The organism is Bdellovibrio sp. ArHS (assembly GCF_000786105.1).
Lineage (GTDB): Bacteria > Bdellovibrionota > Bdellovibrionia > Bdellovibrionales > Bdellovibrionaceae > Bdellovibrio.
Genome location: NZ_JTEV01000021.1, coordinates 137,800 through 163,524 on the forward strand (window position 1 = coordinate 137,800; position 25,725 = coordinate 163,524).

General features: G+C 47.2%; 26 protein-coding genes and 2 tRNA genes. 16 read left to right on the forward strand and 12 right to left on the reverse strand.

Features of this window, described 5'->3' with window-relative positions; translation table 11 throughout:
* Positions 1–9 precede the first annotated feature (9 nt).
* The 4 genes from OM95_RS12600 to OM95_RS12615 all read left to right on the forward strand — a co-directional run bounded on the left by OM95_RS12600 (position 10) and on the right by OM95_RS12615 (position 5,425).
* Positions 10–759 (forward strand): outer membrane beta-barrel domain-containing protein, encoded by a 750-nt coding sequence (locus OM95_RS12600; protein ID WP_041874423.1) that lies wholly within the window; start codon positions 10–12, stop codon positions 757–759.
* A gap of 23 nt (positions 760–782) precedes the next feature.
* Entirely contained in the window at positions 783–2,915 is a 2,133-nt protein-coding gene (locus tag OM95_RS12605) for a hypothetical protein (protein ID WP_041874425.1), read from the forward strand.
* 16 nt (positions 2,916–2,931) lie between these two features.
* Positions 2,932–3,579, forward strand: coding sequence for a hypothetical protein (locus OM95_RS12610; RefSeq protein WP_041874427.1), 648 nt, complete (start codon positions 2,932–2,934; stop codon positions 3,577–3,579).
* Between the two features lie 223 nt (positions 3,580–3,802).
* A complete protein-coding gene (locus OM95_RS12615) occupies positions 3,803–5,425 on the forward strand; it encodes a methyl-accepting chemotaxis protein (RefSeq protein ID WP_041874429.1) in 1,623 nt (540 codons plus the stop codon).
* On the opposite strand, the gene murJ is transcribed toward OM95_RS12615, so the two are convergent.
* A complete protein-coding gene (murJ, locus tag OM95_RS12620; protein WP_041874431.1) occupies positions 5,391–6,968 on the reverse strand; it encodes a murein biosynthesis integral membrane protein MurJ in 1,578 nt (525 codons plus the stop codon). The genes OM95_RS12615 and murJ overlap by 35 nt on opposite strands.
* Positions 6,969–7,023: 55 nt before the next feature.
* On the opposite strand from murJ, the gene rpsT reads away from it, so the two are divergent.
* A complete protein-coding gene (rpsT, locus tag OM95_RS12625) occupies positions 7,024–7,287 on the forward strand; it encodes a 30S ribosomal protein S20 (protein WP_041874434.1) in 264 nt (87 codons plus the stop codon).
* 6 nt (positions 7,288–7,293) lie between these two features.
* Here the strand turns inward: rpsT and OM95_RS12630 are convergent, their stop codons facing one another.
* Genes OM95_RS12630 through OM95_RS12640 form a run of 3 tightly spaced genes read right to left on the reverse strand, consistent with a single transcriptional unit; the run spans position 7,294 to position 9,415 of the window.
* Positions 7,294–7,668: a PilZ domain-containing protein gene (locus tag OM95_RS12630; RefSeq protein WP_041874436.1), complete on the reverse strand. Its 375-nt coding sequence runs from the start codon at positions 7,666–7,668 to the stop codon at positions 7,294–7,296.
* A gap of 44 nt (positions 7,669–7,712) precedes the next feature.
* Entirely contained in the window at positions 7,713–8,792 is a 1,080-nt protein-coding gene (gene holA / locus OM95_RS12635) for a DNA polymerase III subunit delta (protein ID WP_291516302.1), read from the reverse strand.
* Between the two features lie 38 nt (positions 8,793–8,830).
* Positions 8,831–9,415, reverse strand: coding sequence for an LptE family protein (locus OM95_RS12640; protein WP_041874439.1), 585 nt, complete (start codon positions 9,413–9,415; stop codon positions 8,831–8,833).
* Positions 9,416–9,459: 44 nt separating this feature from the next.
* On the opposite strand from OM95_RS12640, the gene OM95_RS12645 reads away from it, so the two are divergent.
* From OM95_RS12645 to OM95_RS12665, 5 genes are all read left to right on the forward strand, one after another.
* The gene (locus tag OM95_RS12645) at positions 9,460–10,626 is read left to right on the forward strand and encodes an alanine--glyoxylate aminotransferase family protein (protein WP_041874441.1); all 1,167 of its coding nucleotides are present in this window, start codon (positions 9,460–9,462) and stop codon (positions 10,624–10,626) included.
* Positions 10,623–11,609 carry a D-2-hydroxyacid dehydrogenase gene (locus OM95_RS12650; RefSeq protein ID WP_041874443.1) on the forward strand — a complete coding sequence of 329 codons (987 nt, stop codon included), beginning with the start codon at positions 10,623–10,625 and terminating at the stop codon, positions 11,607–11,609. Before OM95_RS12645 ends, OM95_RS12650 begins: the two co-directional genes overlap by 4 nt.
* Positions 11,610–11,683: 74 nt before the next feature.
* Positions 11,684–12,982, forward strand: coding sequence for an adenylosuccinate synthase (locus OM95_RS12655; RefSeq protein WP_041874446.1), 1,299 nt, complete (start codon positions 11,684–11,686; stop codon positions 12,980–12,982).
* A gap of 153 nt (positions 12,983–13,135) precedes the next feature.
* A tRNA-Lys gene (locus tag OM95_RS12660) sits at positions 13,136–13,211 on the forward strand.
* A 22-nt stretch (positions 13,212–13,233) separates the two neighbouring features.
* A tRNA-Glu gene (locus OM95_RS12665) sits at positions 13,234–13,309 on the forward strand.
* Between the two features lie 64 nt (positions 13,310–13,373).
* On the opposite strand, the gene OM95_RS12670 is transcribed toward OM95_RS12665, so the two are convergent.
* Positions 13,374–14,558, reverse strand: coding sequence for an ISL3 family transposase (locus OM95_RS12670; protein ID WP_041874448.1), 1,185 nt, complete (start codon positions 14,556–14,558; stop codon positions 13,374–13,376).
* A gap of 341 nt (positions 14,559–14,899) precedes the next feature.
* Here OM95_RS12670 and OM95_RS12675 point away from each other — a divergent pair, with 341 nt between their 5' ends.
* A complete protein-coding gene (locus OM95_RS12675) occupies positions 14,900–15,394 on the forward strand; it encodes a hypothetical protein (protein ID WP_041874451.1) in 495 nt (164 codons plus the stop codon).
* A gap of 67 nt (positions 15,395–15,461) precedes the next feature.
* On the opposite strand, the gene OM95_RS12680 is transcribed toward OM95_RS12675, so the two are convergent.
* The 3 genes from OM95_RS12680 to OM95_RS12690 all read right to left on the reverse strand — a co-directional run bounded on the left by OM95_RS12680 (position 15,462) and on the right by OM95_RS12690 (position 16,955).
* The gene (locus OM95_RS12680) at positions 15,462–15,878 is read right to left on the reverse strand and encodes an SRPBCC family protein (protein ID WP_041874453.1); all 417 of its coding nucleotides are present in this window, start codon (positions 15,876–15,878) and stop codon (positions 15,462–15,464) included.
* 25 nt (positions 15,879–15,903) lie between these two features.
* Positions 15,904–16,203, reverse strand: coding sequence for a hypothetical protein (locus tag OM95_RS12685; RefSeq protein ID WP_291516304.1), 300 nt, complete (start codon positions 16,201–16,203; stop codon positions 15,904–15,906).
* A 164-nt stretch (positions 16,204–16,367) separates the two neighbouring features.
* Complete coding sequence (locus OM95_RS12690; protein ID WP_291516306.1) at positions 16,368–16,955, reverse strand: lipocalin family protein; 588 nt, start codon at positions 16,953–16,955, stop codon at positions 16,368–16,370.
* On the opposite strand from OM95_RS12690, the gene OM95_RS12695 reads away from it, so the two are divergent.
* The 4 genes from OM95_RS12695 (at position 16,942) to OM95_RS12710 (ending at position 19,752) form a co-directional block, all read left to right on the forward strand.
* The gene (locus OM95_RS12695; protein ID WP_041874455.1) at positions 16,942–17,835 is read left to right on the forward strand and encodes a MerR family transcriptional regulator; all 894 of its coding nucleotides are present in this window, start codon (positions 16,942–16,944) and stop codon (positions 17,833–17,835) included. The two genes, OM95_RS12690 and OM95_RS12695, sit on opposite strands and share 14 nt — an antisense overlap.
* Before the next feature lie 40 nt (positions 17,836–17,875).
* Positions 17,876–18,346: a hypothetical protein gene (locus OM95_RS12700; protein ID WP_041874457.1), complete on the forward strand. Its 471-nt coding sequence runs from the start codon at positions 17,876–17,878 to the stop codon at positions 18,344–18,346.
* Between the two features lie 109 nt (positions 18,347–18,455).
* Positions 18,456–18,821, forward strand: a complete 366-nt coding sequence (locus tag OM95_RS12705; RefSeq protein WP_041874459.1) for a metalloregulator ArsR/SmtB family transcription factor — start codon at positions 18,456–18,458, stop codon at positions 18,819–18,821.
* Positions 18,805–19,752, forward strand: coding sequence for an SRPBCC family protein (locus tag OM95_RS12710; protein WP_041874462.1), 948 nt, complete (start codon positions 18,805–18,807; stop codon positions 19,750–19,752). The genes OM95_RS12705 and OM95_RS12710 overlap by 17 nt, the downstream gene beginning before the upstream one ends.
* 34 nt (positions 19,753–19,786) lie before the next feature.
* On the opposite strand, the gene OM95_RS12715 is transcribed toward OM95_RS12710, so the two are convergent.
* Entirely contained in the window at positions 19,787–20,362 is a 576-nt protein-coding gene (locus OM95_RS12715; protein WP_041874464.1) for a hypothetical protein, read from the reverse strand.
* 174 nt (positions 20,363–20,536) lie between these two features.
* Positions 20,537–21,421: a pirin family protein gene (locus OM95_RS12720; RefSeq protein WP_041874467.1), complete on the reverse strand. Its 885-nt coding sequence runs from the start codon at positions 21,419–21,421 to the stop codon at positions 20,537–20,539.
* 240 nt (positions 21,422–21,661) lie between these two features.
* Here OM95_RS12720 and OM95_RS12725 point away from each other — a divergent pair, with 240 nt between their 5' ends.
* Positions 21,662–24,808 (forward strand): S8 family serine peptidase, encoded by a 3,147-nt coding sequence (locus tag OM95_RS12725; protein ID WP_291516308.1) that lies wholly within the window; start codon positions 21,662–21,664, stop codon positions 24,806–24,808.
* A 4-nt stretch (positions 24,809–24,812) separates the two neighbouring features.
* Here OM95_RS12725 and OM95_RS17335 read toward each other — a convergent pair whose 3' ends face one another.
* Together OM95_RS17335 and OM95_RS12735 are read right to left on the reverse strand one after the other, a co-directional pair.
* A complete protein-coding gene (locus OM95_RS17335; RefSeq protein ID WP_291516310.1) occupies positions 24,813–25,355 on the reverse strand; it encodes a hypothetical protein in 543 nt (180 codons plus the stop codon).
* A 70-nt stretch (positions 25,356–25,425) separates the two neighbouring features.
* Positions 25,426–25,707 carry a hypothetical protein gene (locus OM95_RS12735; protein ID WP_041874469.1) on the reverse strand — a complete coding sequence of 94 codons (282 nt, stop codon included), beginning with the start codon at positions 25,705–25,707 and terminating at the stop codon, positions 25,426–25,428.
* Positions 25,708–25,725: the final 18 nt, after the last annotated feature.

Below are 25,725 nucleotides of genomic sequence, written 5' to 3' on the forward strand. Positions count from 1 at the left end.
GGGTAATACATGTTGAAGAGAACAATCTTAACAATCATCTTGGCTGCATCGCAAGCATTCGCACAGCAAGGCGCTGACACGAAACCAGCTACGAACGCAGAACAAAGAGGCAGCGATAAACTAGATATTAAAAAACTTGAACAAAAATACTGGGCAGCGAAGGATGATGATTTCAGCGTCGTGCAAAACCGTCGCTACACCAAAGCCGACAGATTTTATCTGACTCTGGCTGGTGGTGTGCCCATCAACGACCCGTTCGGTAAAGGCTCGATCACGGGAGCCCAAATGGGCTACTTCTTCAACGAACGTTGGGGCGTTGATGTGAGCTACCAAAAAGTGAACATGGAAGACAACGACAGTACAAAGCAGTTCAAAGAAGACAACTTAACTTCTCCGAACTACAACTTCATTGATTCCTCGACCATGTTGTCCGTCACTTATGTTCCCCTTTATGCGAAAATGAGCTTTGTTGATAAAGCCATCATTTATTTCGACATGGGAATTTCTTTGGGTGTGGGGACGACGGATTATCTCATCAAAAAAGAAGAAGGCGATGAAAAGAAAAATGGCATGACTTACCAAATCGGTATTAATCAGCAGATTTTCTTTTCCGAGCACTTCGCCATTCGCGCGGACTTCATCAATAAGTTCACAAACGAAGACCGCATGAAATACAGCACGATCGCACCAAATCGCGATATGGGCTCTAAAGTAGTGAACGATACTTCTTTAATGGTGGGTATCACGTATTGGCATTAATTTTCTCCATGGGTGGGGGATTTATGTTTAAGCCTTTAAATATTACGATTGCTGTGAGCCTGGTGTGTGGGACTGCTTTTGCGGACCCCGCACTGACTGTAAAAAAATCAGGTCGGGCTCCGGCCAGCACTCTGAAAGTCAAATCAAGCCTTGTTCCCACTTTTGATGTTTATCAAAAGAAGGTCGTCAAAGGGAAAGTGGAAGTTTTTAAAGTTAAAAACATTCCTCTCTTGGACCTCGGTGAAGAGCGTGAAGTTCAAGCTTCGGTATTAAGTCCGTTGCGCCTTCCCGCCTCGCGCGAACTGGAATTGAAGGAAACTCGTCGTCGCGACTCATTAAATGTCATGCAAATCCAACTGGCTCCTTACAACGAAGTGGTGACTGCTCCTAAAGCCGTCACTTCCGCAGAAGCCTTCAACAAGATTCCGGATGTGAAGATCCTGAATCCCGTGATGGAGCCTGTGACTCAAGATCCTTTGGTTCAATTGGCCAAAATGGATGATATGCAGCCTAACGACTACAAACTTTTGCAGGCTTTGATCTTTTTGGAAATCCAAAAGAAATACGAACTCGCCATGGGCCTATTTGCCGAGTTGATGGAAGATCCTGAACATCGCATTCAGGCTCTTTACAACTATGCGATGACGGCCAAAGGCTTGGGTTTGAACTCTGAGTTCCGGCAGTACATGATTCAGTTGGCGCAAGAGACTAAAGATAAGATGTGGCAGCAAAAAGCCACAGAAGCTTTGGTGAAGCATATCAATGTTCTGGAAACATCGGATATCGCCTTGATTGATCCTTTAGTGATCAAATACGAAATCGATGTCACGAAGAATGAAGAGTACCAACTGACTCGGGCAAAACACTATTCTGACAAGGGGCAGTTAGGCCTGGTTGAAGATGCTTTGATGTACATCTCTGAAAAGTCCCCTCTTTATCCGGACTCGCTTCTTTTGACGGCCTTATTCAATTACCGTCAAGGTAAAGTGGATGATGCCACAATTCAGTTGGAAAAACTGATGGCAGCAACTGATGCCAACAAAACTTTGCAGCTTCGTTCTGTTGCCGCACTGACTTTGGCGCGCATCCAGTTTCAAAAGGGCGACTATAAAGACGCCTTCCAATCATATTTGAAAGTCGATAAATCCAATCCTCTTTGGTTGCAGGCGATGGTCGAAAGCGCTTGGACACAAATTTTGGGCGAGGACTATGAAGGTGCCGCAGGGAACATGTTCTCTTTGCACACGGACTTCTTTAAGAACGCGTTTTCGCCAGAGTCGTATGTGGTTCGTACCGTCGGTTACTTGAATCTGTGCCAATATGGTGACGGCGTGCAAGTGCTGAACGAGATGAACAAGAAGTATGCTCCTTGGAAAAAGAAATTGGAAGACTACCAAAAAACACACAAAGACACCTTGGCGTATTATGATACGGTCAAAGGCTGGATTAAAAACTCAGACCTTAAAGAGGTCGATGGTCTTCCCCGCTCTTTCATTGTAGAGCTAGCCCGTCATCCCGCTTACATGAGCGTGCAAAAACAAATCAATGCTTATGAGGATGAAATCGTTCGCTTCAACAAGATTGCTTTGACGCTGATTAAAATGGAGCGCGAGTTGATCGCAAAACAGAATGAAGCGAACAAAGACTTGGCTTCAGCAAAAAAAGGCATCAAAGGCGACTCCCCTTCTGAAAGTGCCATCGCTGGTATTCAAGAAGCCGAGAAAAAGCTTTTAAGTTATCGCATCCAGTACCACATTGCCAAAAAAGCGCGGGTCTCGATCAAAAACTTAAGGGCTCAGGGTATCGCGCGCATTGAAAAAGAAAAGTCGGTTCTTCGTGCTCAGGCTTCGCAAGCCCTTTCAGGTCGCTTTAACGAAATGCTGGCGGGCTTGAACAAAGTTTTGGATCAAAACGAAGTGCTGCAATACGAATTGTATTCCGGTGCCGGTGAACATCTTCGCTACCAAATGGCTGGTGGAGATATCAACGAAAAAGAGCGTCCCGAGTTGAAAGTGCAAAAAGAAAAAAGTTTGAACTGGAAATTCAAAGGTGAAATCTGGGAAGACGAAGTGGGTCACTATCGTTCTTCTTTGAAGAACGTCTGCCCTCAAGAGAACGGCTCTAACGGCGGCGTCGCTGGATTGTCAGAACAATAAGGAAAGGATTTTCAAGATGAAATTCTCTAAATCAATTTTAACAGTGGGTGTTTTGCTAAGTCTGAGTACGGCCGTGTTTGCCCAAACGACGGCAAAGGATGGTTTGGATCGTATCAAATCCAATTTGCACAACTCCAAAGCCAATTTGACCGAATATGAAAAGAATCTGAAGACCGTTGAAGGCAATATCCAAGAAGTCAATAAGGCCAAGTCACAGGTTGAGGGCCAACAAAAGCAGGTTCTTCAGCAGGTGGAAGAAAACAATCAAGCCATGACGAAAATCAGCGGCCAGGAAAAAGAACTTCAGGCGCTGATGAATGAAGAAAAAAATAAAACCGCGCAGGAAAACCAAAAGATCGCCGAACTGGAAGCCATGATTGCAAAAATCAAAGAGAATCAGAAAAAACGCGAGGCCAATGTTTCTGATTACCAAATGCAGATGAATCAGCTTCAGGAAGAAAAGAAAATTTGGAGTTCGCGCGCGGGCAATTTGAAAGAACAAAACGATCAGGTGAATCAGCGCCTACGTTCACTTGCCAGCGAGCAGAAGGAATGGGAAGCAAAACAAAAAGGATATCAAGGTGAAGTGAAGCGCTGGAGCAAAGAAGTCGAAAGACAACAAAAGATCAGCGACAGCTATAACTCCCTTGCGGAAGTGAAATAAATTTAGTGAGCCTCCTTATTATTTACTAAGGAGGTTTTTCTCTGAGTCGAGGAAACCCCGCCTTTTTCAATAAAAGTAAATTTACATTTCTGCCCGTTGGTTCTGTGCGCGAGCCCTTAATGATGAAGGTGATCAAGAATCAGTAAAACTGGACTCCCTCCGTTCCCCCGAAATCCGATTAAAATTCTGTCAAGATACTTAGGCATGTTAATGGAGCCCCCTCATGAACAAAAATACAATCTCCGCTTGGTTCAATGGTATACGTGGTCGTCTTCTTTTCGTCGCATTCATTCCGATGCTCGCGTCGACCATCGTTTTTTTCGTCGCAATTAATGGATTGGATAAAGTGAATGCACTTCTTGAAGATGCACACACCCTGATCATCCCCAACTTTTCGTACATCGGCGATATGCGCCAGGCACGAAATAAATTTGGCTATCGAGCCTGGGCCGCCATTGATGCCATGGGTAACGAAGCTGTTCGCACTAAACAGCTCGACACCGCGGCGGAAGGGATCGACGAATTTGAAAGCTCTTACAAAAAATACACCGACGCCCGTTTTGTTGAGGGTGAAGCTGCGATTCATGACCAAGTTAAAGATGCCGTTCCGCAGTTCATTGCTGTGATGCGAGACATTGTGACGTTATTAAGAACGACGGAACCGGAAAAGATCAATCAAGCAAAGCAGTTGCTTAACGGAAAATTCGGCGAACTCAATACTGTGGTTCGCGATTTCAACGACAAGGTCGCAAATATTTACAATGCCCGCGCCGACCATGAAAGCAAGCTTGCCAAAGAAACCAGAACAAATGTTTTCAACCTCATCTTGGGAATTTCTCTGATCTCGGGATTAGTTATTTTTGGTTTGATCGTTTGGATGTCTTCACGCATCGCCAACTCCGTCAGCTCCATTGCCGACCGTTTAACAACGGCCGCCTCTCAGGTGGCCACGTCGGTAGAACAACTCAATGAGGCTGGTAATAGCCTGTCTCAGTCTTCCACCGAAGCCGCCGCCTCTTTAGAGGAAACAGTGGCCTCTTTGGAAGAAATGACGTCGATGGTAAAAATGAATTCTGATAACGCCAAACAAGCGGCGGCCCTGTCGGCAAGCTCGCGTGAGTCGGCTGAAAGCGGAGAAAAAGAAATCCAGAATTTGATTCGCTCGATGACTCAGATCTCGGAATCTTCAAAGAAAATTGAAGAGATCATTCATGTGATTGATGATATCGCTTTCCAGACGAATCTTTTGGCGCTGAATGCGGCCGTCGAGGCCGCCCGCGCTGGGGAACAAGGAAAAGGTTTTGCGGTGGTGGCGGAAGCCGTGCGAGCCCTGGCGCAACGAAGTGCCGCCTCTGCGAAGGATATCTCGAGTCTTATCAAGGATTCCGTTTCCCAAATCGAAGCCGGCAGTCAGATTGCCGACAACAGTGGCACCGTTCTAACGAACATCGTCAATTCCATCAAAAAAGTTTCAGATCTGAACATCGAGATCGCTACGGCCAGCGCCGAACAGACCACCGGCATTCAGCAAATCAGCAAAGCCATGAATCAACTTGATCAGGCTTCGCAGTCCAACGCAGCCTCTGCCGAAGAAATCGCTGCCACCAGCGGTGAGATCAGCAATCTTGCGATCACTTCACAAAATCTGACGGTCGAGCTGAATACGGTGATTTTGGGAGAAGCGTTCTCTGCCGAAGGCGTTCACGTGACCAAACACGTGGCAGCCAAGCCTCAGAAAACCGCGAAAGTTGCAGTCAAAAGCAAACCCGCCCCCCCAGCCAGCAAAGAGACGATTCCTTTCGATGAAGACACTAGGAACCACGTCGGAACAACGGACGGATTTTAGCAAACTCAGGACTTCCTAAAAGAGCCGCAATACCAAAGTAAATCAGCGCGGCACCAAGGATCGTCACAAACAGGGCCAGCACTCGCGGCCCTGTTGTCATTTCCACAGTCACGAGTGAATGAATTTTTAAAACCACGGACATCCCCACCCCAGCCGCTGTCATCTTCACAATCGACTGCAAAAGTGAGTCCCAATCAAACGAGAGCTTCCAAAAAGACAACCCACCTAAAAGTAAAATCATATGCAACAGGCCCCCTAAAAGACCCGCCACGACCAATCCCTGCAGCCCCTGCCCTGCCATCAGGGAAGGCGCCAGGAGCACATGCACCACCAACCCCGCCACCGAGGCCACCGCCGGAAACCACGTGTTCTGGCTGGCATAATAAAGCGGCATGAGAACGCGACTGCATGAAACGATTAAAAGACTCAGGGCATAGACCTTCAACACGGCGGTCGTCGCCACAACGTCTTGCATGGAAAAGTGACCGCGATAGAACAGGACCTCAACGATTGGTTGAGCCAGAAAAAACAATCCCAGCGACGCGGGCCACGCCAAGAAAAGATTCATCGAAAAATTATCCTGAGAAACTTCCCTGAAGCGGGCCGTCTCTTTACGGGCGGCAAACTCACTCAAGGAAGGCAATACTGCCGCGCCCAGACTGACAGAAATCAACGACAAGGGCAGTTCTAGCAAACGATCCGCCCAGTAGATGTATGAAATGGCTCCTTCAGGCAATGCACTGGCAAAGTGTAAATTAACGAGCGTCGAAAACTGCGCCAATCCCATCCCTGCCAAGCCCGGAAGCATGTAGCGCAAAACTTTTGCCACGTCCCGATTCCAAAAGGAAAAACGAAAAGTCGGCAAATACCCTTGCGACCGAAGAGCCCCAAAAAGCAAGGTGGCTTGCAAGAGGCCTCCGACCAGAACTCCCCAGGCCAGACCATCTCCCATCTGTGGGAACCACGCGGGCGGCAAAAAAGTAAATAACAACATTGAAATATTCAGAAGAGCCGCCGCCACGGCAGGAAGACCGAAACTTCCCAGGGCATTCAGAATTGCCATGAAATACGCGTACAGACAGACGAAGAACACGAAACCGAACATGATACGTCCTAAACGCAGGGTCAGTGCCCACTTTTCCGGATGCATCGCATACGTATCGCTAACAAGAAGCCGAAAGACATCTTCGGTGCGCAGAATTCCCAACAGCGCCAAAACTCCAAACGCGATCAGAAAGATGGTATAAAGGCCGTTGATCAGATTGCGGGAGCGAGCACCTGAAGAGTCATTCCCTTGTGCCTCGATAAAAACCGGAATAAAGCTCACGGATAAGGAGCCTTCACCAAAAAGGCGGCGAAAAAGATTAGGTAAACGAAAGGCGGCAGTCCACGCATCGGTGATGTGACGATCAAAGAGGGCCCCTAGCGCCATGTCCCTTAAAAGCCCCAAGATGCGGCTAGTTAAGGTCCCCGTCGCCATGGAAAAGGCCCTTTTAAAGACCTTTTTGCGATCTTCTTTTAATCCGCTTGCGTTATCAGACACCCTATGTTAATCCCTTTGGTTCTCGTTTTAAAAAGATTACTGTGGAGGTTATCCCTTGGCAAATCATAAGTCTGCAGCAAAAAGAGCTCGTCAAACTGTTCGTAAAACTGCTGTTAACAACGCTCGCAAGAGCACTGTAAAAACTGTTGAAAAAAGCTTGGTTAAAGCAATTCAAGCTAAAGACATCAAAGCTCTTCCTGAGTTGTTGAAGAAGTTCACTGCTCAAGTAATGAAAGCTGCTAAATCTGGCGTGATCAAAAAAGAAACGGCTTCTCGTAAAATCAGCCGTCTTTCTACACGCGTTTCTGCGACTAAGTAATCTGAATTAAAACGTTGAAGTAGTGCCCGGCGCGAAATCAGTTCGTGCCGACACGAAAGAACGAATCTGTCTTTTGATAGAAAATTCGATTTCATTGAAGCTAAGACCATGGGTGACCTTTTCGTCACCCTGTTTTTTTTGTGTCGATCGCACGACAGCTCGCAAGAACACAAAGTTCCCTGCTGGAACCTGGAAGCTGACCACTAAAGAGTGTCCTTCCGTCAAAACATAATCAGAGATAATAGACATCCCACCCTCACCGATCTCGCCAGATTCACAGACGAAATAGGATCCATCACAAAGCACACCAATTTTGCGCTTCATGGCCCGTCGCGGATACTGACGGCGGAAATAACCTTTATCTTCAAATGACTTATCCATCAAAGACCTTATCGGCCTTCGCAGGGGAAAACTCGAGACGTTTCCTAATTAAGGGCGTAGTTTTGCGGGGTCCCGCAGGTTTTAAGAACCATGTTTTCCAGCCAAATGTGGCTAGACAAAGGTGAGGACTTTAAGGCCTTGTCTGTCTCTGAAAGAACCACCAGGGTTTGTTCCAGTTTTTTCGCGGTCCAAAGTCGAGCCTGATCCAGATAGCTCTCTAGGAAGTAAGGCGGAATCTGCGCATAGTGAGCTAATTTGGCTCCGTGAAGCCCCTCGTCCATGCCGCGCTTTAAAGTTAAAAGCACACGCACGTGGCGGGCCACCAAAGACACGATCCCGATTTCGTTTTGCCCTTGATCCAAAAGATGAACCAAATGCTCTAACGCCTTCACACGATCGTTTTGACCAATCGCTTTAGTAAAATCAAAAACGTTTTCTTCTTTAGAGCGAGAAACCGCCTGGGCCACATCTTGCATTTCAATACGACGTTGACCACCCACAAAATCGCCAAGTTTTTTTAACTCAGCCTCGATTTCTGTCAGATGATGTCCCACAAGTTTATGCAACAAATGAATCGCATCATTGCTGATCGTAAGTCCCAGGGTTTGCGCGATGTAGTTGATCCAGGAAGGAATCTGATTTTCGTAGGGCTTTTTAAACTCGACACAATCAGCTTTATCCAACAACTGACGGATCTGCTTTTTGCGTTTATCGATTCGTGAAGCCAGAATTACGAACACAGTGCTTTCCACCGGAGCTTCGATCAGACTGTCAAACTCGGCCCATTCTTTGTCCGTCAGCTCTTGCGCCTCTTTAAGAATAACCAGGCGACGGGCGGCCATCATCGGCAAAGTCTCTACCGCATCGCGCACAGCCACCACATCCGCGTCGCTGGCATAGAAAAGACTGTAATTAAAATCCACCGCCCCTTCTGTCAGAACGGCATATTTAAATCGATCAACACTTTGATTCAAAAGATAAGGTTCTTCACCGAACAGAAAATACAATGGCGCAAGCTGACCCTTTTCCAGGTCTTTATAGAATTTTTGCGCATCAATCAACGCCATCGTTTCCTCGGGAAAAGGTACCTGCTTCCCTTTGTGTAAAGAAAGTAGCAGGTTCATTACCTGGTTCCTTTTTTACACAAAGGGAAGCAGGTACCTCAAAAGTTTTCTGTAATACGATCATGGGCTTCGGCCATAATGTCATTCGCCATGATGTCAATGTTCTGCCTGCGCGCAGAAAGATTGTAAAGAGGATTTACCGAGTTCACGCCTGCGAGCGTCACCTGAGGTGCCGCATAAGTACGCTCTCCGCCGAAGCTTCCGCTCCAAAGCTCAGTGCCATCCGCCTGTCTGACGACTTTGACAGTTACTGTAAGAAGAATCCGGTATTCTGTCGCGATGACAGTTCCATTTGGCAAATAGCCCGAGGACTGATCCCCAGCCACCCGTTTAGCACCGGGTATGTACTGAATGCTGTCGATCTGACCGATCACTGCCACTTCCGACAAGGAGTTGTCCACAATGCGGGCAATGCGAGAACGTTGGAACTCCAAAATCAACGCATTGGTAAAGCCAACTTCGATGCCTGTCTCTTGTGTTCTATTTTTAAAAACGGGGACGGATATTTGTTTGTATCCGCCCGGAATACTGCGACTCGCAGCCCCCATGCGGTAAGCACATCCCGAGAGAAGAACCGAGAAGCTGACAGTCAGAATGAGTAGGCCTTTAAAGATTGCGTCCACGGGACCAGTTGAGTATAAAATACTTAAGATATCAAGGAAGAAAAATGACATCTCTCAATGACAATTACAGTTTGCTGGCGCCAGGCCCGGTGAATCTTCACCCTGAGGTGCGCAAAGTATTGGCACTTCCGATGATTCACCATCGCACCCCCGAATTTGACGCAATTTTAAAACGCGTGTTGACGGGAATTAAACGCGTTTTTCAAACGACTCAAGATGTTTATCTTTTAACCTCCACGGGTTCGGGAGGCATGGAAGCCCTTCTGGTCAACGTGCTTTCTCCTGGCGACAAAGTGATCGCCATTGTTTCCGGAAAATTCGGCGAGCGTTGGGCCGACATGGCGAAAACTTTTGGCGCCGAGGTCATCACCGTCAATGTTCCTTGGGGCGAAGCCGTCAAAGTTTCTGAGATTGAAGAGCTTCTAAAAAAGAATCCGGGTGCACGTGCGGTGCTTTGTCAGGCGTGCGAAACCTCCACAGCCGTCGCGCATCCCATTCAAGAACTGGCCGCCATCATCAAAAATTATTCTGACACTTTGTTCTTAGTCGACGCGATCACGGCCTTGGGGGCCTACCCCCTTCCTATGGATGCCTGGGGCATAGATGGTTTGGTGGCGGGTTCGCAAAAAGCCTTCATGCTGCCAACTGGAATGACCTTCTTGGCGCTCTCAGAAAAAGCCTGGAAGTTTGTCGATCAAGCTCAGTGTCCCCGTTACTATTTCGATTTGCGCAAAGAGAAAAAAGCCAACATCGCGGGCGAAACTTTTTACTCTTCCAACGTCGCCATCATCCGCGCTTTGGATACGGTTTTAGACCTGATCGAAAAGCAGGGTTTGAATGAACTCTTCCACGCGATCCATCGTCGCGCTGAATTCACACGGAAGTTCGGAGTGAAACTGGGATTCGGTTTGTATGCAAAATCACCCAGTGATTCCGTGACAGCTTTGACCGTGCCCGCCGGCCTGGATGGACAAAAAATTCGCCTGCATCTAGAAGAAACTCATGCGATTACAATCATGGGTGGCCAGGATCAAGCCAAAGGAAAAATCATTCGCATCGGCCACATGGGTTACATTCAGGACGAAGAACAAGTGCGCCTGATTGAATGTCTGGGGCACACGTTGCGCTTCTTCGATCCTGACTTTGTGTCCCTGGAACAGATCTCTAACATCACGGACGAAGCAAAAAAGTGGTTAAAGGAAAATCCATGAAGAAGAAGATCCTGATCACTGATCGTTTCGCGCAAGATAGTTTTTTATATCTGCAACAGCACAGTCAGTTCGAGGTGGTTCGCAGTGATCATCCTCACCATCTACCACTTGAACACCTGGTGAGTGCCAACGCCCTGCTTATTCGCAGTCGCACCACCATTAACGAAGAGCTGCTAAAAAAAGCCCGCCAGTTGCAGTTGATCATCACTTGCACCAGCGGCTTTGATCATATTGATCTGGACGCGACTCAAAAATGGGGCGTCACGGTTATGCACACCCCTTCTGCCAATATCGAGTCGGCGGCCCAATTGACTTGGGGCCTGGTTCTTAATTGCGTCAATAACATCCCGCAAGCTCACAAAATGGTGAAGGCTGGCGAATGGAAACGCGATCTGGTCACCGGCATTGAGCTGTCGGGACGCACGTATGGAATTGTCGGCTTAGGCCGCATTGGTTCCAGAGTGGCCGAGTTGGCCACTGCTTTTGGCATGAATGTGGTCGCCTTTGATCCTTACCAAGAGGACGAAGTTTTCGAGCGCCTTAAAATTCCCCGCCTTAGTTATGAAGAGGTTTTAAAAACTGCTGACATCTTAAGCTTTCACGTTCCGAAAACTTTGGAAACCGAACATATGCTCAACCGCTCGCACTTCGAATACATTCATCGAGGTTTGATTCTTATCAACACGTCGCGCGGCTCAGTGATTAATGAAAATGATCTCTGTGAAGCCATTGAAAAAGGCTGGCTGCGCTCCGTCGGACTGGATGTTTTTGAGAAAGAACCGCTGTCGCGAAATTCGAAACTTCTCACCTATCCCAATGTGGTACTGACACCACATATTGGAGCTAATACGGAAGATGCTTTCTTTAAAGCGTCCCAAGTCGCAGCTAATAAGCTTATGGCGTTTTTTATCGATGGTTCAACCTCTGACACCCTCCCGCCAAGAGCCCCTTGGTATGGGGCCGCTCCATTTAAAGGCGAATAAAAACTTGCCTGAATGACGCTCTTGCGAGAAAGTTCGAAGGTACCAGGGAACTGGTACCTTCGAAGGGAATTGCAATGTCAGGTATTGTTGTTGTCGGAGCCCAATGGGGCGATGAAGGTAAAGGTAAACTTATTGATGTCTTCGCTGAAAAAGCAGACATGGTTGTTCGCTATCAAGGCGGCGCCAACGCGGGCCACACACTCGTTGTTAACGGCCAAAAAACAGTTCTTCACTTAGTCCCCAGCGGAATTCTTCGTCCCGAAACCACCTGCGTGATTGCTCCGGGTGTGGTGATCGACGTTCTTTCGATCCGGGATGAAATCAATAAATTAAAATCGACTGGATACTTACAAAATCCCAAGCAGTTGCTGATCTCGGATACGGCGACGATCATTCTTCCTTATCACAAAGCTTTAGATGCTGCTCGCGAGGCGGCCTTGAGCGATGGTAAAATCGGAACCACCGGCAAAGGCATCGGCCCAGCTTACGAGGACCGAGCTTCCCGCCGCGCTGTTTTGTTCGGCGATATTTTCGACCGCGAAACTTTGAAGGCCAAAGTGGAACTCGCTTTGCGCGAAAAGAACTTCATGCTTGAGAACTACTACAAGGCGCCGACTTTCAAACTGGAAGACATCATGGCAGACCTTGAAAAAGTGGCAGAGGACTTGGCTCCGTATCGCTGCAAGGACTCTTCTTTGTTCATCAATAAAAATTTGAAGGCCGGAAAACGCGTCTTGTTCGAAGGTGCTCAAGGAACCATGTTGGACGTGATGCACGGAACATATCCGTTTGTCACAAGCTCTTCGACCCTGGCTTCAAATGCCTGCGCCAGCGCCGGCATCAGCCCAATGAGCATTCAAAAAGTCATCGGCGTTTTTAAAGCCTACGCCACCCGTGTGGGCAGTGGCCCTTTCCCGACAGAGTTGAATGACGAAATCGGAAAGAAAATCCAAACAGACGGCCACGAGTTCGGCTCGACCACAGGCCGCGCCCGTCGCTGTGGATGGTTGGATCTAGTTGCTTTGAAGTATGCCATTCGCGTCAACGGCATTACCAATCTTGCGATGATGAAATTAGATGTTCTGACCGGCCATGACCGCATCGGCGTCTGCACGGCTTATAAACTTAATGGCGAAGTCATTACTGAACTTCCGACGTCACCGTATGAGTTAGAAAAAGTGGAGCCCGTGATCGAGTGGATTCCCGGTTGGAAAGAAGATTTAACGAAAGTAAAAACACTTTCAGATCTTCCGCGTCCGACCACTAACTACATCGACTACTTAGGTTCACAATTAGGAACTCCGATTGACGTAATTTCAGTGGGTCCCGGTCGCGAACAGACATTGTGGGTCAAACCTTTGTTCAATAATTAAGCACAGTTAGCTAAATCTTGAAGGGCTTTGCTTAGGCCTTAAGCAAAGCCCTTTTTTTTATAAAAAAATCGCAAATTTTTTTAAAAAACTGCAAGAAATCGTATTGACTTTGCCCCCGCCTTACTACAAATTAGCACTTCCTAAACGGACAGTGGTTCGCTAGCTCAGCTGGTAGAGCACTTCACTTTTAATGAAGGGGTCGATGGTTCGAATCCATCGCGAGCCACCATTTTCTGTTTTTTTCTCTACACGTTCCCATCGTCTAGGGGCCTAGGACACCTCCCTTTCACGGAGGATACAGGGGTTCAAATCCCCTTGGGAACGCCAAATTTTGTAACTAAAAATAAAAAACCCGGGTTCTTCTCCAAAGGTAGGGGCAGCAAGGTTTCTGCTAGCTACAATATGCCTTCACTCTGATTCTGTAATTTCCAAAGTTATGCATTCCGTAGGCTCGGTTTTGTATCTCATCCATCCTTCGATGTAAACCCTCGGTTATCGAGTTGGTTTTACTAAATCTCCACATTCTAACGATTTCTTCACTCCAGTTTTCCAAAGTATTCCCCAGTGTTTCTAGATTTCTGAATTTCGAATTTTTCAAGGCCCTAATAGCGTCCAAAAACTGTGGGATGATCTTCATGGCATCGCGCCTGCTGTAAACTCTGGTTAGGATGATTTTCATCAACCTCTGCTTGAAGTCATAGACGGCTTTCAGTGCGGGATTTTCAGTTAAATATCTGTTTAAGTTCCTACGAGATTTTTCTTTCATATTGGTCCATTCGTGCATGCGCATTAAGTAGGTCAGTCCTCGATTTTTTCGGCCAAGTTCATCGAGTTGCCCCCAGGTTTTTAGAAAGTGCTGATTGATCAATCTGACCACATGAAATCGATCTGCAACGATCATCGCCTTGGGGAAGTAATCTTGCGCGATTTTGCGATAAGTTTCTGATAAATCCATCACGATTACTTTGCAGTTGTTGCGATCAGGCATGCACCGCAAATACTTACCCAGATTGGATTCCGTGCGTCCAAGAACAATATCAAACACAGTGTGCTTCTGAAGGTTCACAAGTGTCGTTTGATAACCCAACTTCTTAGAAAATTTCTTTTCATCAATCCCCAAAATCTTGGGACAGCTTGCATTTTTATGTTCATTAAATTCGCGCTGCAAATAGCTTTTATAATATCGACTAACAGTTGCCTGGCCGAGCGATAAGCGCTTGCTCACTTTTAAAACCGAATGGCCGTCATGATGTCTGGTTGCAACTTCGTCTTTAAATGGCTCAGTAACCCTTTGATACGGCAAAACCCCAGGCATTCTTTGGTTGAAGTATTTACCACAATCTCGGCAATGAAACTTATGGGTTTGGATGATTAAAAGGCTTTTAGCAGACCCAATACTGTGATGCTTCAAAACCCTTTGAAAGCGCTCTTTCTTGCGTAAATTGATAGATCTGCAATGCACACAGGTAATAACACCTGTGTATTCTGCGATGATTTCAACGGTATTTAAGCCATTGCAGGAAATGATTTTATAACCTGGTAGTCCAATGATAGATTCCGACCTGATTAGGGGCATTTGGGGGTCCTTTTGCTAAAATATTTTGTGGTAAAAACATTCTAGCAGATTCCCTGACTGCCCCTGTCATTGATGGAGAACCAACCAAATCCACAAATCCACCACCACAACACACGCGCCGACAACAGGGGTTCATCGACGACGCAGGGATGCGTCCTCGAAGGTGCGCAAAGCGCAGGGCGAAGCCCCGAGGGCCACGACGGCCCGAGCCCAATCCCCGCCGCACACCCAGAACCCAAAAACAGCGAGCTTCGAGCAAAGCGAGAAGCAAGCCTTGGTAGACATTTGCAGTGCCGTAAAAGATTCATTGTAATAATCTGTATTTAGTTTAGACTGCAAAAATGCAAGGCTCGGAAAATCAACACCTCACTCTCGAAGATTTCGACGCCCTTGTTACTGGGCATCTTGTCCATTATTCGATTTGGTACGATTCAATTTTCTCGGACATAGTTCTCAATTATTTATTTCCCAACTCGCCAGAAAGAAAAGATTTATTCGAAGGGTTCTTTTTCAAAGGGACGATTTTTTCAATCGAGAAAAAGATAAATTTCACTAAAGAGCTCACCAAGTTGATTCCACAACTAAAAAGCGAGCCTGCCCGATGGAACTCACTCTTTAAAGAAATTGAGGACATTCGCATAATCCGAAACACCATGACACATGGTTTATTACAAGAATCTTTGTTATCCCCGCTGAAACTTATAGTTTCTAAGAAAAATGCAAACCAAAATGACTGTTTGGAAGTCACTCAAGAATATTTCAACAAGCTACTTGATCGATGCGAGACAACTCTCAAAGAGCTGCAAAGACTTCTTCACATAATCAAAAACTCTTAAATCCAGTAAACGATCCGCAAATTAATACTACTCGCAAGCTTATAATGAGCTACGGAGCCACCAAAACTCACAACCCCTCAAAATACCCCTTAAAATTATTCAAAATAGCCTGCCAGCCATTCTTCTGCATCTCTTCCGAGTTCTGCGTTTCCGCATCGAATACCGTCGTAATCCGCGTCTGCCCGCCCTCATCCGCAAATTCCGTGGCGACAGATCTTCCATCGGGCATCACAAACACCAGTCGCGAATAAGGTGTTACTTCCTGATAGACTCCTTCAAAGTCGAAACCAAAACTGCCGTCCTTGGCCTCCATGCGGGCCGAATACTTTCCACCCACACGCAAGTCATTTTCAGCCCAAGGACAACACCAGCTGTCGGTGGCAAAATTCCATTTCGTGATGTGCTCAGGCTTTGTCCACGCCTCCCATACTTGCGAGCGATCTCCCCGAACAGTGGCTTCAATTTTTATTTTATTAAACCCCATGAAAACTCCTTTTTTCCCGGCATGACTAGTTCTTCTCACAAGACATCTTCGAAACTTTACAAAAGGAAAGTAAAGTCTGGTCCTGGCATTTGGCGATGGCCTCTTTACGGGCCTCCTCTTCGCTCTTGCCGGTCGCGTAGACCCGCTTCCCATTGGCGCCCACCATGGTGCAAGTGTAAGTTTCGACCAACTTCGGCGTGCCGCCAGAATAATCAACCTGCAACTGCCCTTTATTATCAGGCTTATTAGGATCAACAACCTTCATTCCGGCACAACCGGAAAGCAAAGAAACCAAAAGAACCGCGCTAAAAAAATATTTATGCATAGCGATCACCCTATCACATCCCCCGATAGACGGCAGGAGCTTGAATGAAACCCGGCTTTAAGTCTTAAAAAGATTCGCGGACAAAAGACTTCAGCCAAAAATAAAAAAGCCCGAATCCAACGACTCGGGCTTTTTCTTATATTCTTGTAATGCGTTCTAGATGTTTATCTTTGGAAAGATTTGAAAAGGTGGGCGTCATAGCCGACGGATTCAGCGATCGCCAACGCTGTGTGGATTTCGCTTTCAGGTAATTCAGGAGTTCTGGACAAAATCCATCCGTATTCAAGAGTTGGTGAACCCACCAAAACCCAAGAGTATTGATTGTCGGCATTTTTTTCGCCAAGAGCTAGAACCCAGTAATCGCCGTTACCGACACCGAGCCATTCCAAAAACGGAATACCAGTGAAGTTGACTTTCAACTTCGCATTATTGGAGCCTTTCACGGCCTGCGCTTTGGCTTTCGCTACAAAAGCTCCCGAATTACGGTTGCAGGTATTTTTAACGCCGATTTTACCTTTTGGTAAAAAAGAATATTCGGCAGTCACATTGTAACAAACACCTTCGCCTTGCGCCGGTTCGTTATCCTGAAATTCATTTTCGATACGACGGATCTCATACCACAAGCCCACATAAGAGTTCAGATCCACACCCTGAACTGTAGGAATTTCTTTTTTCCCGTGACCTGCAAAAGAGACTGAAGACATTGCTGAAGTGAGAGTCATTGCGACGAGAGCCAAAATGAAGCTGTTCATAGAACACCTCTATTCATATCTGTTGTTAATAATAAACGAACGCGTCTGGGAACACCGCTATGCGGCCTTAAAACCCCTGCGCACGGAATCGGGTCGACGCCTTTACACGGAAAATGATGTCCTAAAGGTTCGTGCACTCCTTGCCCTCACCCAGCAAGGTTATCGCGTCGGTGATATCGCCCATAAAAACTTGGCCGAGCTGAACCGCATGCAACTTCAAAAGACGACCGGAAAAATGCGCGAAGATCTAAACCCAGTCATCAAAACGATCCTCACTAAGGCCAATGCCTTCGCCTGGAACGACGTGCGTACGCTGGTATTGCAAGAAAAGGAAAACACGAAACCGCTGAACTGGGTGCACAGTCTAGTTATCCCTCTTTTAGGAGAAATCGGCCGACAGGTGGATTCCGGCAGCTTTTCCATTGCTCAGGAACATATTCTGTCAGCCATCATCAAAGAAAGTCTCGCATATCGCTTCAAAAAAAAGACACCTTCTTTAAAAAATCCGCGCCTTGTTTTTGCAGCCCCCGAGGGCGATTTTCATGACATCGGATTGTTGATCGCGTCGCATATCGCCGCCGAGCTAAAAGCCAACACCCTTTTTCTGGGACCACATATGCCCAAGGACGAGTTGACGGCCGTTTGCGTTCGCTACAAACCGACACATTTACTTTTAACCTCCACGACGACACAACAGGATGGCGCCAAAGATGATTTTCTAAGCTACGTAAACTTTCTTGATCGTAATTTAGATCCCAAAATTACTTTTTGGTTGGCGGGAAAAAACACACAGAAGTACTCACTTGAACTCAGTCGACCCTTTAAATTCATGGACTCATTTGAAACCTATCAGCACGATTTAAAAAAGTGTTTGAAGTAAACTCATTCTGCAGGGATCATTCTAAACACCCGGAGGAAACATGAAAATTGTCGCACCATTGATTCTTTCCCTGCTGCTTTCCCAGACCGTCCTAGCTTTTGAAGTGGGTAAAACACTTGCGCCCTTTCAGATCAAAAATCAATATGACGAAAAGGCGGAATTGTCTGCGGAAACTCACTGGGTGTTCTTCTCTAGCGACATGAATGCCGCAAAAATGCTGACAGAGTATTTGAATGAAAATGCAACCAAAGTGGACCTTTCTAAAACTCTGATCATTTCTGATATTTCAAAAATGCCTGCCTTCGTTTCGAAAATGTTCGCTATTCCTAAAATGAAGAAGTACTCGTTCAAGTTGGCTCTGGATCGAAATGGTGAGACCACAAAAGACTGGCCGCGAAAAGAAGGAGTTTTGACAGTTCTTAAACTTTCTCAATTAAAAATTGAGTCCATTCAAAGTCTTGAAAACAAAGAGGGCGTGGTCGCCTTCTTCAAAGACCAGTACCAACCCTAAGGCTTTTAAATAACATTCCCTATAGTTTCCAGGCGCTTACAGCCTCATTGACAGAGCCCCCGTTTTGCCTTATATTTAACTTATTAGTTAATTAACCGAAAGGTAAACTATGCAAGACAATCTCAGCCAAACATTCTCAGCTCTGGCCGATCCTACCCGCCGGGCCATGTTGGCTCGCCTTGCCAAGGGTGAGGCCAATGTCTCTGATCTTGCTGAGCCGTTCCTAAAGGACATGAGTCTTCCCGCCATCACCAAACATCTTAAAGTTTTAGAAAAAGCCGGCCTGATCACGAAGTCCAAAGAGGCCCAGTACCGCCCCTGCAAACTGAATGGCGAAGCCTTAAAGACGGCTTCAGATTGGATGGAGCAATACCGGGTTTTCTGGGAAGAAAGTTTTGATCGACTGGATGAATATCTCAAATCTGTGACCGCTAAAAAGAAAGCGAAAGGAAAGAAACATGGGCGCAAAAAATAAATCCAACGAAATTAATATCATTCGCATCTATGACGCTCCCATAAAACTAGTTTGGGATGCCTGGACAGACCCCAAGAAAGTGGCAAAGTGGTGGGGACCCCGAGGCTTCACCATCACAACTCACAGCAAAGACCTTAAACCAGGTGGCCATTGGGCATACACCATGCACGGTCCCGATGGCACAAACTGGGAAAACAAAACTATTTACCACGAGGTTGAAAAATACTCGAAGCTTGTCTATGACCATGGTGGCAATGATGATCGTCCTCCCCTTTTTCGGGTGACGGTTTTGTTTTCAGAAAGCAACGGCAAAACCACGATGGACATGACGATGACGTTAGAGACTCCAGAAGCCGCGGAACAAACTCGCAAGTTCATCAAACAAGCCAGTGGGAACTCGACTTGGGATCGCCTGGCCGAATATCTTTCTGATGAAATTGAGCACAAAGAAAGATTTGTTATCAATCGCACATTTGCGACAGACATTCATACCATGTTTGAAATGTGGACGAAGCCGGAACACTTTGCGAAGTGGCTTGCTCCGACAGGATTTTCAATGGAGTACATCCGTTCAGACATCAAAGTGGGTTCAACCACCTTCAGTATGATGAGCAACGGGGATATCAAGATGTACAATCAGATAAAATATCTCGATATCAAAAAGCCGGATCGTATCATCTATACAACGGCCTTCGTGGATGAAAAAGAAAACCCCTCGCATCACCCGGCGTTGCCCGTGTGGCCTAAAACCATGCTGACGACGGTTCTGCTGGCCGAAGAAGGTCCCGAACTCACCCGCGTGACTGTCACCTGGGAACCGCAAAACCCCACCGCAGAAGAGCTGTCTGTGTTCATTCAACACAAACCAAGCATGACGATGGGCTGGACGGGATCTTTCGATAAGTTGGAAGATCTGTTAACGGAGAATTAAAACTTCTAAAAGCCGCCTCTGAGCGAGGTGGCTTTTATTCAGGACGAGGACACAATCCGTCTTTTTGACAATGGATCATTTGATCACGCAACAAAGACATTTCATCCAGTGTGTGCTCAAGTTCGTAATCAAATCCTACGGCTTTACCGCCTTTTTGCGAAATCGAGACAAATTGTGAAACATATTGGAATTGTTCGTACTCATACTTCTTGCCGGTGTCGGTATTGATAAAGTCAATCTTCTGTCCCGAGCCCAACACCTGCAGGAAGCGTTTTCTTTGCTGTTTGGCTTTTTTCAGACCGTTGCGCAGATCAGTGTAGCACTTCACCTCACCCACCATCGCGACTTTTTGCGTGTTTTTGTCCAATAGAACCATATCAAGTTCCCCGACCGTGCGACCTTTCACGTTGTAGGCAACTCCGACAATGACTTCATACTGAGGGGCCGGATAAAGCTCGGAAAACTCCACCTGAGCCACCTCTTCACAAACCGCTCCAGGGTCGCGATAGTGACGTGCGTGTGATTTGATTTTTTCAAAACTTTCCGCCAAATCAGCCCAAGCTGATGAAGCGGCCAAAAGAAGTGCAACAGACAGCAGTAAATTCCGCATAGGGCCCCCAAGCTGCAAGGACTTTACCCGGAAACACCAAGAGGCTCTATGACCGATTGCTCTCTTAAAAAAAAGTGATGGAGCGTAAAAACTTTCGACAGCTTCAAAGGGATGAAAAAAACCGGGGACCCTTGCGAGCCCCCGGCCGTCCAGAACGTTCCTTGAATCTTGGTTTTATCTAACAACTTCCTGAGCCAGTTGTCCCATGCGGCCCAACTGATAATCTGTGATCGCCTGAAGAATCTCTGCCTTGGAGTTCATCACAAAAGGACCATAACCCACCACAGGTTCATGCAAAGGCTCTCCACCCATGAATAGAATCTTGGCGTCGCTTTCTGCCGCAAGAGTAAAGCGCTCCCCTTGCGGGTCCAACACCGCAAGTGACGCTTCGGGAAGAGACTCACCTGTTCCCAGGCGCACTTTTCCATCTAGCACAAAAACCGAAGCCGTCTGACCTTGGGGAACTGTGAATTCCGCGGCAGCCCCCGCCGTCAATCTTATGTCCCAAAGATTAATAGAGGAAAAAGTCATCGCGGGCCCTTTCTGACCTTCGAATTCTCCGGCAATAATCCGCGCCGTACCGGCACCTTGGGCCACTGAAACCACGGGAATCTGATCTGACAAAATACCTTGATAGCGCGGTGGTGACATTTTATACGCGCGCGGCAAATTCACCCAGAGTTGCACCATTTCAAAGCGCCCTCCTTTTTTCGCAAAATCAGGCCCGTGAAATTCTTCATGTACTAAACCGGAAGCCGCCGTCATCCATTGCACGTCGCCAGGCCCGATGATACCACCGCCTCCTGCGGAATCGCGATGCTCGACCTGCCCGTCGTAAACAATTGTCACAGTTTCAAAACCACGATGAGGATGTTCGCCCACGCCTCGTCGTTCGTTCGCCGTTGCTGCGGGGAAAATGGCGGGTCCCGCATAGTCCATCAAAAGAAATGGCGACATCTCTTGAGCGCGGTCATTGTAAGAAAATATGGAACGAACGGGAAATCCATCGCCCACCCAATGACGCTGTTCTGTTGTCTGAGAAAAGAGGAGTTTTTTCATAGCGATTTCCTTTCGTTAAGATCTAATATAGCACTCCTAAGGGAGTTCGGTTAGGGACACAATAAGGACAGTTTGTTCCCTGTCTGCAACAATGCTTTCCTATTTCTTGGAGTCGTTCTGACCTCGAATTCGCATTCGCTTTTTTCTATCTTTCGGCACGGATATTGGATATATCCGCTTGGCTGACCGGACACCACCCTTTTTGGGGTCGAAATGGCCCTTCGGTCGCCAGGGAGAAATATGAAACTTCACTTATTTGCAGCTAGAACATCGTTAATGCCAATTCTTATTTCCTTGGGGATCGCAGGTTGTACAGCCTCCAAGACAACGCCGGGAGAATTTTCCAACAACGGATTTTTAGATGGACTTTATTCAACTCGTCCTCAAGTTGAAGAACCCTTCATTGCAATTCTTAAGTTGCAAACGCCCGCCCTGCTGGAAACGGCTGTTCGCAAAGATGGAAAACTGCAAATTGACAAGCGACTTTTGGCCGCGATCGAAGCGGAGCAAAAAGCCACTATTGAACAACTGACCCAGATTTCACCAGACATCCGCGTTCTCATTCGCTACCGTCTTGTCCTAAATGGTGTTGCGATTTGGGCGCCGGCAAAAGCTCTTGATGCGATTCAGGCTCTGCCGAATGTCGTGATGGCAGAAAAATCAGGACACTTCTCTCGCCCGATCATTCAAGCCGCCGAAACCGCAGGCCGTTTGGGAACCAACACTTCCGTCAAATTTATCGGATCGGAAGCAGCCCATGCGCAGAACATTCGTGGTCAAGGCATGAAAGTCGGTATCATCGACACCGGCATCGACTACACCCATAAGATGTTTTTAGGCGAAGGCACAGAAGAGGCTTATAAAGCCAATAATCCGGGACAACCCAACTCGGCCTTCCCGAATAAAAAAGTTGTGGGCGGTATTGACCTTGTGGGAACCGAATACAACTCGGGCTCGCCGAACTATGAAAAGCGCATCCCCCGTCCTGACGCGAATCCTTTAGATGAAGGTGGCCATGGCACTCACGTTGCGGGAACGGTCGCAGGCCTTGGGGATGACGTGCAAACTTACAGCGGTGTTGCGCCCGATGCGGATCTCTATGCAATCAAAGTTTTCGGTGCTAAAGGTTCCACGAGTGATGAAGTGGTCATCGCCGCTTTGGAATATTCCATCGATCCCGATGGTGATTTAAATTTTGACGATCAATTGGACATCGTAAATCTGTCTTTGGGCAGTGGTTACGGAAATCCTCATATCATGTACAATCATGCGATCAAAAACACTGTTCGCGGTGGCACTGTCGTCGTCGCAGCGGCTGGGAACAATGGCGATAAAAGTTATATCGTCGGTGCTCCGGGCGTTTCTGATGATGCCATCTCGGTTGCTTCTGTGATCGACAATTCGAATCAGAATGTGCAGTTCCCTGCTGCCGCTTTCACCACGGCGACTGGCACTTTGAAAGAAGAATTCCTGGAAGGGGCTATCACCAAACCGCTAGAGCAAGTTTCTGAACTTAAAGGCGAAGTGATCTTTTTAGGCGTTGCTGATAAGGATTTTGATGAGGCCACACAAGCACAAATCAAAGGCAAAGTGGCTTTGATTGATCGCGGAGTCGTGGCGTTTGCTGACAAAATCAAACGCGCGCATGCTGCGGGAGCCATTGCTGTTATCGTCGGCAACAACGCTGACGGAGAAATGATCGTCATGGGTGGCGAAGGCACTTACGACATCCCTGGAATCATGATCACGAAAAAAAGTGCTACCGCCATCAAAGAAGCTTTGGCGAAGGGGCCGGTCATCGCCGACCTAAAATCCGGAGCTCTAGTGGAAAAACCATGGTTGGCAGACACCGCCTCACCGTTTTCTTCGCGCGGTCCCCGCTCTGAAGATGGACTGATCAAGCCCGAGATTTCTTCACCGGGATCCAACATCATATCGGCAGACATGGGCCTCGGCGACAAAGGTGTTGCGAACTCGGGAACATCTATGGCAGCTCCGCATATCGCAGGTGTGATGGCTTTGCTGAAGCAAAAATTCCCGACATTGACTCCCCCTGAGCTTAAATCTGTCCTTTTAGGACATGGCAAAATCATTGCGGACGCGAACAAGAAAACTTACACCGTCAGTCGCCAAGGCGCAGGGCGCGTGCAAGTGGCAGAGTCTTTAAAAGCGCAAGTGGTTTCAATTCCGGCAACCATTTCTTTGGGCATTACGGACGTCGAAAAACAAAAAACTTTAAGTCGTCAAATCACTCTGAAGAACATCAGCGACAAGTCTGTAACGCTGACACCGGAATGGACTGGCTCGACGGCTTTGAAAGTTCAAGCACCTTCCGTCACGCTGGCACCAGGAGAAGCAAAAAACATCACAGTCACCGCCAAGATTGTCGGCTCGTTGATGCAAAATCCCACTGACGAACTGGATGGGTTCTTGAAATTCAAATCGACTGATGACGTAGTCTTAAAGCTGCCTGCTTTGGCGGTGGTTCGTCAGATTTCTCAGGTCACAGCAAAATCTTTGACGGTGCACGCGACTTCCGCCGCGGATGCGGCTGGCAGCGTGGCCACGGTCGAAATTCAAAATAAAGGTGTCAATACCGGGTATGCTTATCTTTTCAATCTTTTGGGTTCTGACACCCGCAAGAAGGACGCGAAACCCGACTTGGCCCACAATCGCAATTGTGATATGCAATCCGCAGGTTACCGTCTGATTGAAAAAGACGGCGTTAAAAAGCTGCAAGTGGCGATCAAACTTTTTGAGGGCATGACCACTTGGAATACTTGCGAAGTGAATGTTCAGATCGATGCTGACGGCGACAATGTGACGGATCAGGAATTAGCCGGTCTTCCGGCGGAAGATGTTCCCGGCCTGAGCGGTGAACAATTTGCCACTTTACTTTTAGATGGTGCCAAAGCCCGTGAACTTCGTAAAAAATTCGAAACGGATTTTGCGGCCACTCCAGAAAAAGCCAAAGAGGATTATTCTATGGCAGTTTTGGATCAACAGGCGATGTACGTGTTTGATAATGCGACGTTGGCCATCATTGAAGCTGATGTTTCGGCTTTAGCATTGGCCGCAACGGGTGAACTGAATATCAAAGTTTCCACCACGCACCAGGATAATGGCGCTATCGAATATGACGACTACCTGGAAAGTCACGCGACGAACTGGCAAAAAATCTCTGTCAACTCTTTGGCGCAAGGCTATGCCGAGCTGCCTGAGGAACTAGAGATCAGCGCTGGTGAAACGCAAAGTCTGTCTTTGCTTAAAGGTTATGGCTCAGAAAGCCTGATCCTGTATGCGCCACAAAACAGAGCCGTTCGCGACACTGTCCTAGAAGACTCTCAGTCGCAAATCGTGCCCGTCCTTTACAATTCTGAAGATTAATTTCTTAAGTGACTCCGCGGGTGAAGATTCTTTTCCACTCGCGGAGAGTGCGCACATAAATCACTTTGTTTTTTAAAGCGTCGCGGGCAAAAATCCTTAAAAGCTCGGGGCGCATTTTCGTGTGCACCTGCCACAGCGTTTTATATAATTTTTTGGTGTGTGCCCAAGTGACCTCGTCACAACCTGGGGGCAGTTCCTTGCGACGGGACCACAGATTCTGAATTTGCCTTTTCGTGCACCACCAGTAGTGCCGCCACAATGGAAAATCGATGAAGATCACAAGATCCGCCGCCTGAAATCTTTTTTCAATAATATCCAACGGTCCATACCCATCAATAATCCATCGCTCCCCTTTTTGGATCTCTAGTAAAATCTCAATGGATTCTTTGTGCGGGCGAATCTTCATTCCCGGTAAAAACTGGATGCTGTCAACATGGGTCAATGGCAAAGACTGAAGCTGCGAAAGCCGTCGACTTAAAGCCGTCTTTCCGCCACCGGCATTTCCGACCACTGCAATTTTTCTGATGTCTTTTATTTCCGCATTCACAAAATAAGAATGTCACCGAAAGATGTGTGCTTCAACACTATATTCGCTCAGCCAAGTCACAAGGAGGTCACTAAGGCCCCTTTCCTAAAAGACTCTTTAAGGCGTCACGATCTTCGGGTTCGGGAACCAGCCATTCCGGCGGCAGATGTTCGACAGCATATTTCCAGGAAGCCAAAACCATGGGCTTTGCCAAGGGTTTGCCATGCAGATCCTTTAATAGATTCAGATGTCGAAGCAAGATCGTTCGTGTCGGCTTGTAAAAACCTTCAGCGTCTTTACCCGCATTGGTGACGACGTCCTCGGACTGTTCCACTTTTTGAATTAAACCCTGGAAGAATTTTTCAAGACTCATAAGACTATTTGAACAAAG

Excerpts from the sequence above, each read along its gene's own strand:
- OM95_RS12675 (WP_041874451.1), top strand. The coding sequence starts at position 14,900 with ATGCAAGGCTCGGAAAATCAACACCTCACTCTCGAAGATTTCGACGCC.
- OM95_RS12600 (WP_041874423.1), top strand. The coding sequence starts at position 10 with ATGTTGAAGAGAACAATCTTAACAATCATCTTGGCTGCATCGCAAGCA.
- OM95_RS12700 (WP_041874457.1), top strand. The coding sequence starts at position 17,876 with ATGAAAATTGTCGCACCATTGATTCTTTCCCTGCTGCTTTCCCAGACC.
- OM95_RS12655 (WP_041874446.1), top strand. The coding sequence starts at position 11,684 with ATGTCAGGTATTGTTGTTGTCGGAGCCCAATGGGGCGATGAAGGTAAA.
- OM95_RS12695 (WP_041874455.1), top strand. The coding sequence starts at position 16,942 with ATGAAGCTGTTCATAGAACACCTCTATTCATATCTGTTGTTAATAATA.
- OM95_RS12670 (WP_041874448.1), bottom strand. The coding sequence starts at position 14,558 with ATGCCCCTAATCAGGTCGGAATCTATCATTGGACTACCAGGTTATAAA.
- OM95_RS12710 (WP_041874462.1), top strand. The coding sequence starts at position 18,805 with ATGGGCGCAAAAAATAAATCCAACGAAATTAATATCATTCGCATCTAT.
- OM95_RS12685 (WP_291516304.1), bottom strand. The coding sequence starts at position 16,203 with ATGCATAAATATTTTTTTAGCGCGGTTCTTTTGGTTTCTTTGCTTTCC.
- OM95_RS12605 (WP_041874425.1), top strand. The coding sequence starts at position 783 with ATGTTTAAGCCTTTAAATATTACGATTGCTGTGAGCCTGGTGTGTGGG.
- OM95_RS12735 (WP_041874469.1), bottom strand. The coding sequence starts at position 25,707 with ATGAGTCTTGAAAAATTCTTCCAGGGTTTAATTCAAAAAGTGGAACAG.
- OM95_RS12725 (WP_291516308.1), top strand. The coding sequence starts at position 21,662 with ATGAAACTTCACTTATTTGCAGCTAGAACATCGTTAATGCCAATTCTT.
- OM95_RS12680 (WP_041874453.1), bottom strand. The coding sequence starts at position 15,878 with ATGGGGTTTAATAAAATAAAAATTGAAGCCACTGTTCGGGGAGATCGC.
- OM95_RS12720 (WP_041874467.1), bottom strand. The coding sequence starts at position 21,421 with ATGAAAAAACTCCTCTTTTCTCAGACAACAGAACAGCGTCATTGGGTG.
- OM95_RS12645 (WP_041874441.1), top strand. The coding sequence starts at position 9,460 with ATGACATCTCTCAATGACAATTACAGTTTGCTGGCGCCAGGCCCGGTG.
- OM95_RS12610 (WP_041874427.1), top strand. The coding sequence starts at position 2,932 with ATGAAATTCTCTAAATCAATTTTAACAGTGGGTGTTTTGCTAAGTCTG.
- OM95_RS12715 (WP_041874464.1), bottom strand. The coding sequence starts at position 20,362 with ATGCGGAATTTACTGCTGTCTGTTGCACTTCTTTTGGCCGCTTCATCA.
- holA (WP_291516302.1), bottom strand. The coding sequence starts at position 8,792 with ATGAACCTGCTACTTTCTTTACACAAAGGGAAGCAGGTACCTTTTCCC.
- OM95_RS12650 (WP_041874443.1), top strand. The coding sequence starts at position 10,623 with ATGAAGAAGAAGATCCTGATCACTGATCGTTTCGCGCAAGATAGTTTT.
- OM95_RS12615 (WP_041874429.1), top strand. The coding sequence starts at position 3,803 with ATGAACAAAAATACAATCTCCGCTTGGTTCAATGGTATACGTGGTCGT.
- OM95_RS12630 (WP_041874436.1), bottom strand. The coding sequence starts at position 7,668 with ATGGATAAGTCATTTGAAGATAAAGGTTATTTCCGCCGTCAGTATCCG.
- OM95_RS12705 (WP_041874459.1), top strand. The coding sequence starts at position 18,456 with ATGCAAGACAATCTCAGCCAAACATTCTCAGCTCTGGCCGATCCTACC.
- OM95_RS12690 (WP_291516306.1), bottom strand. The coding sequence starts at position 16,955 with ATGAACAGCTTCATTTTGGCTCTCGTCGCAATGACTCTCACTTCAGCA.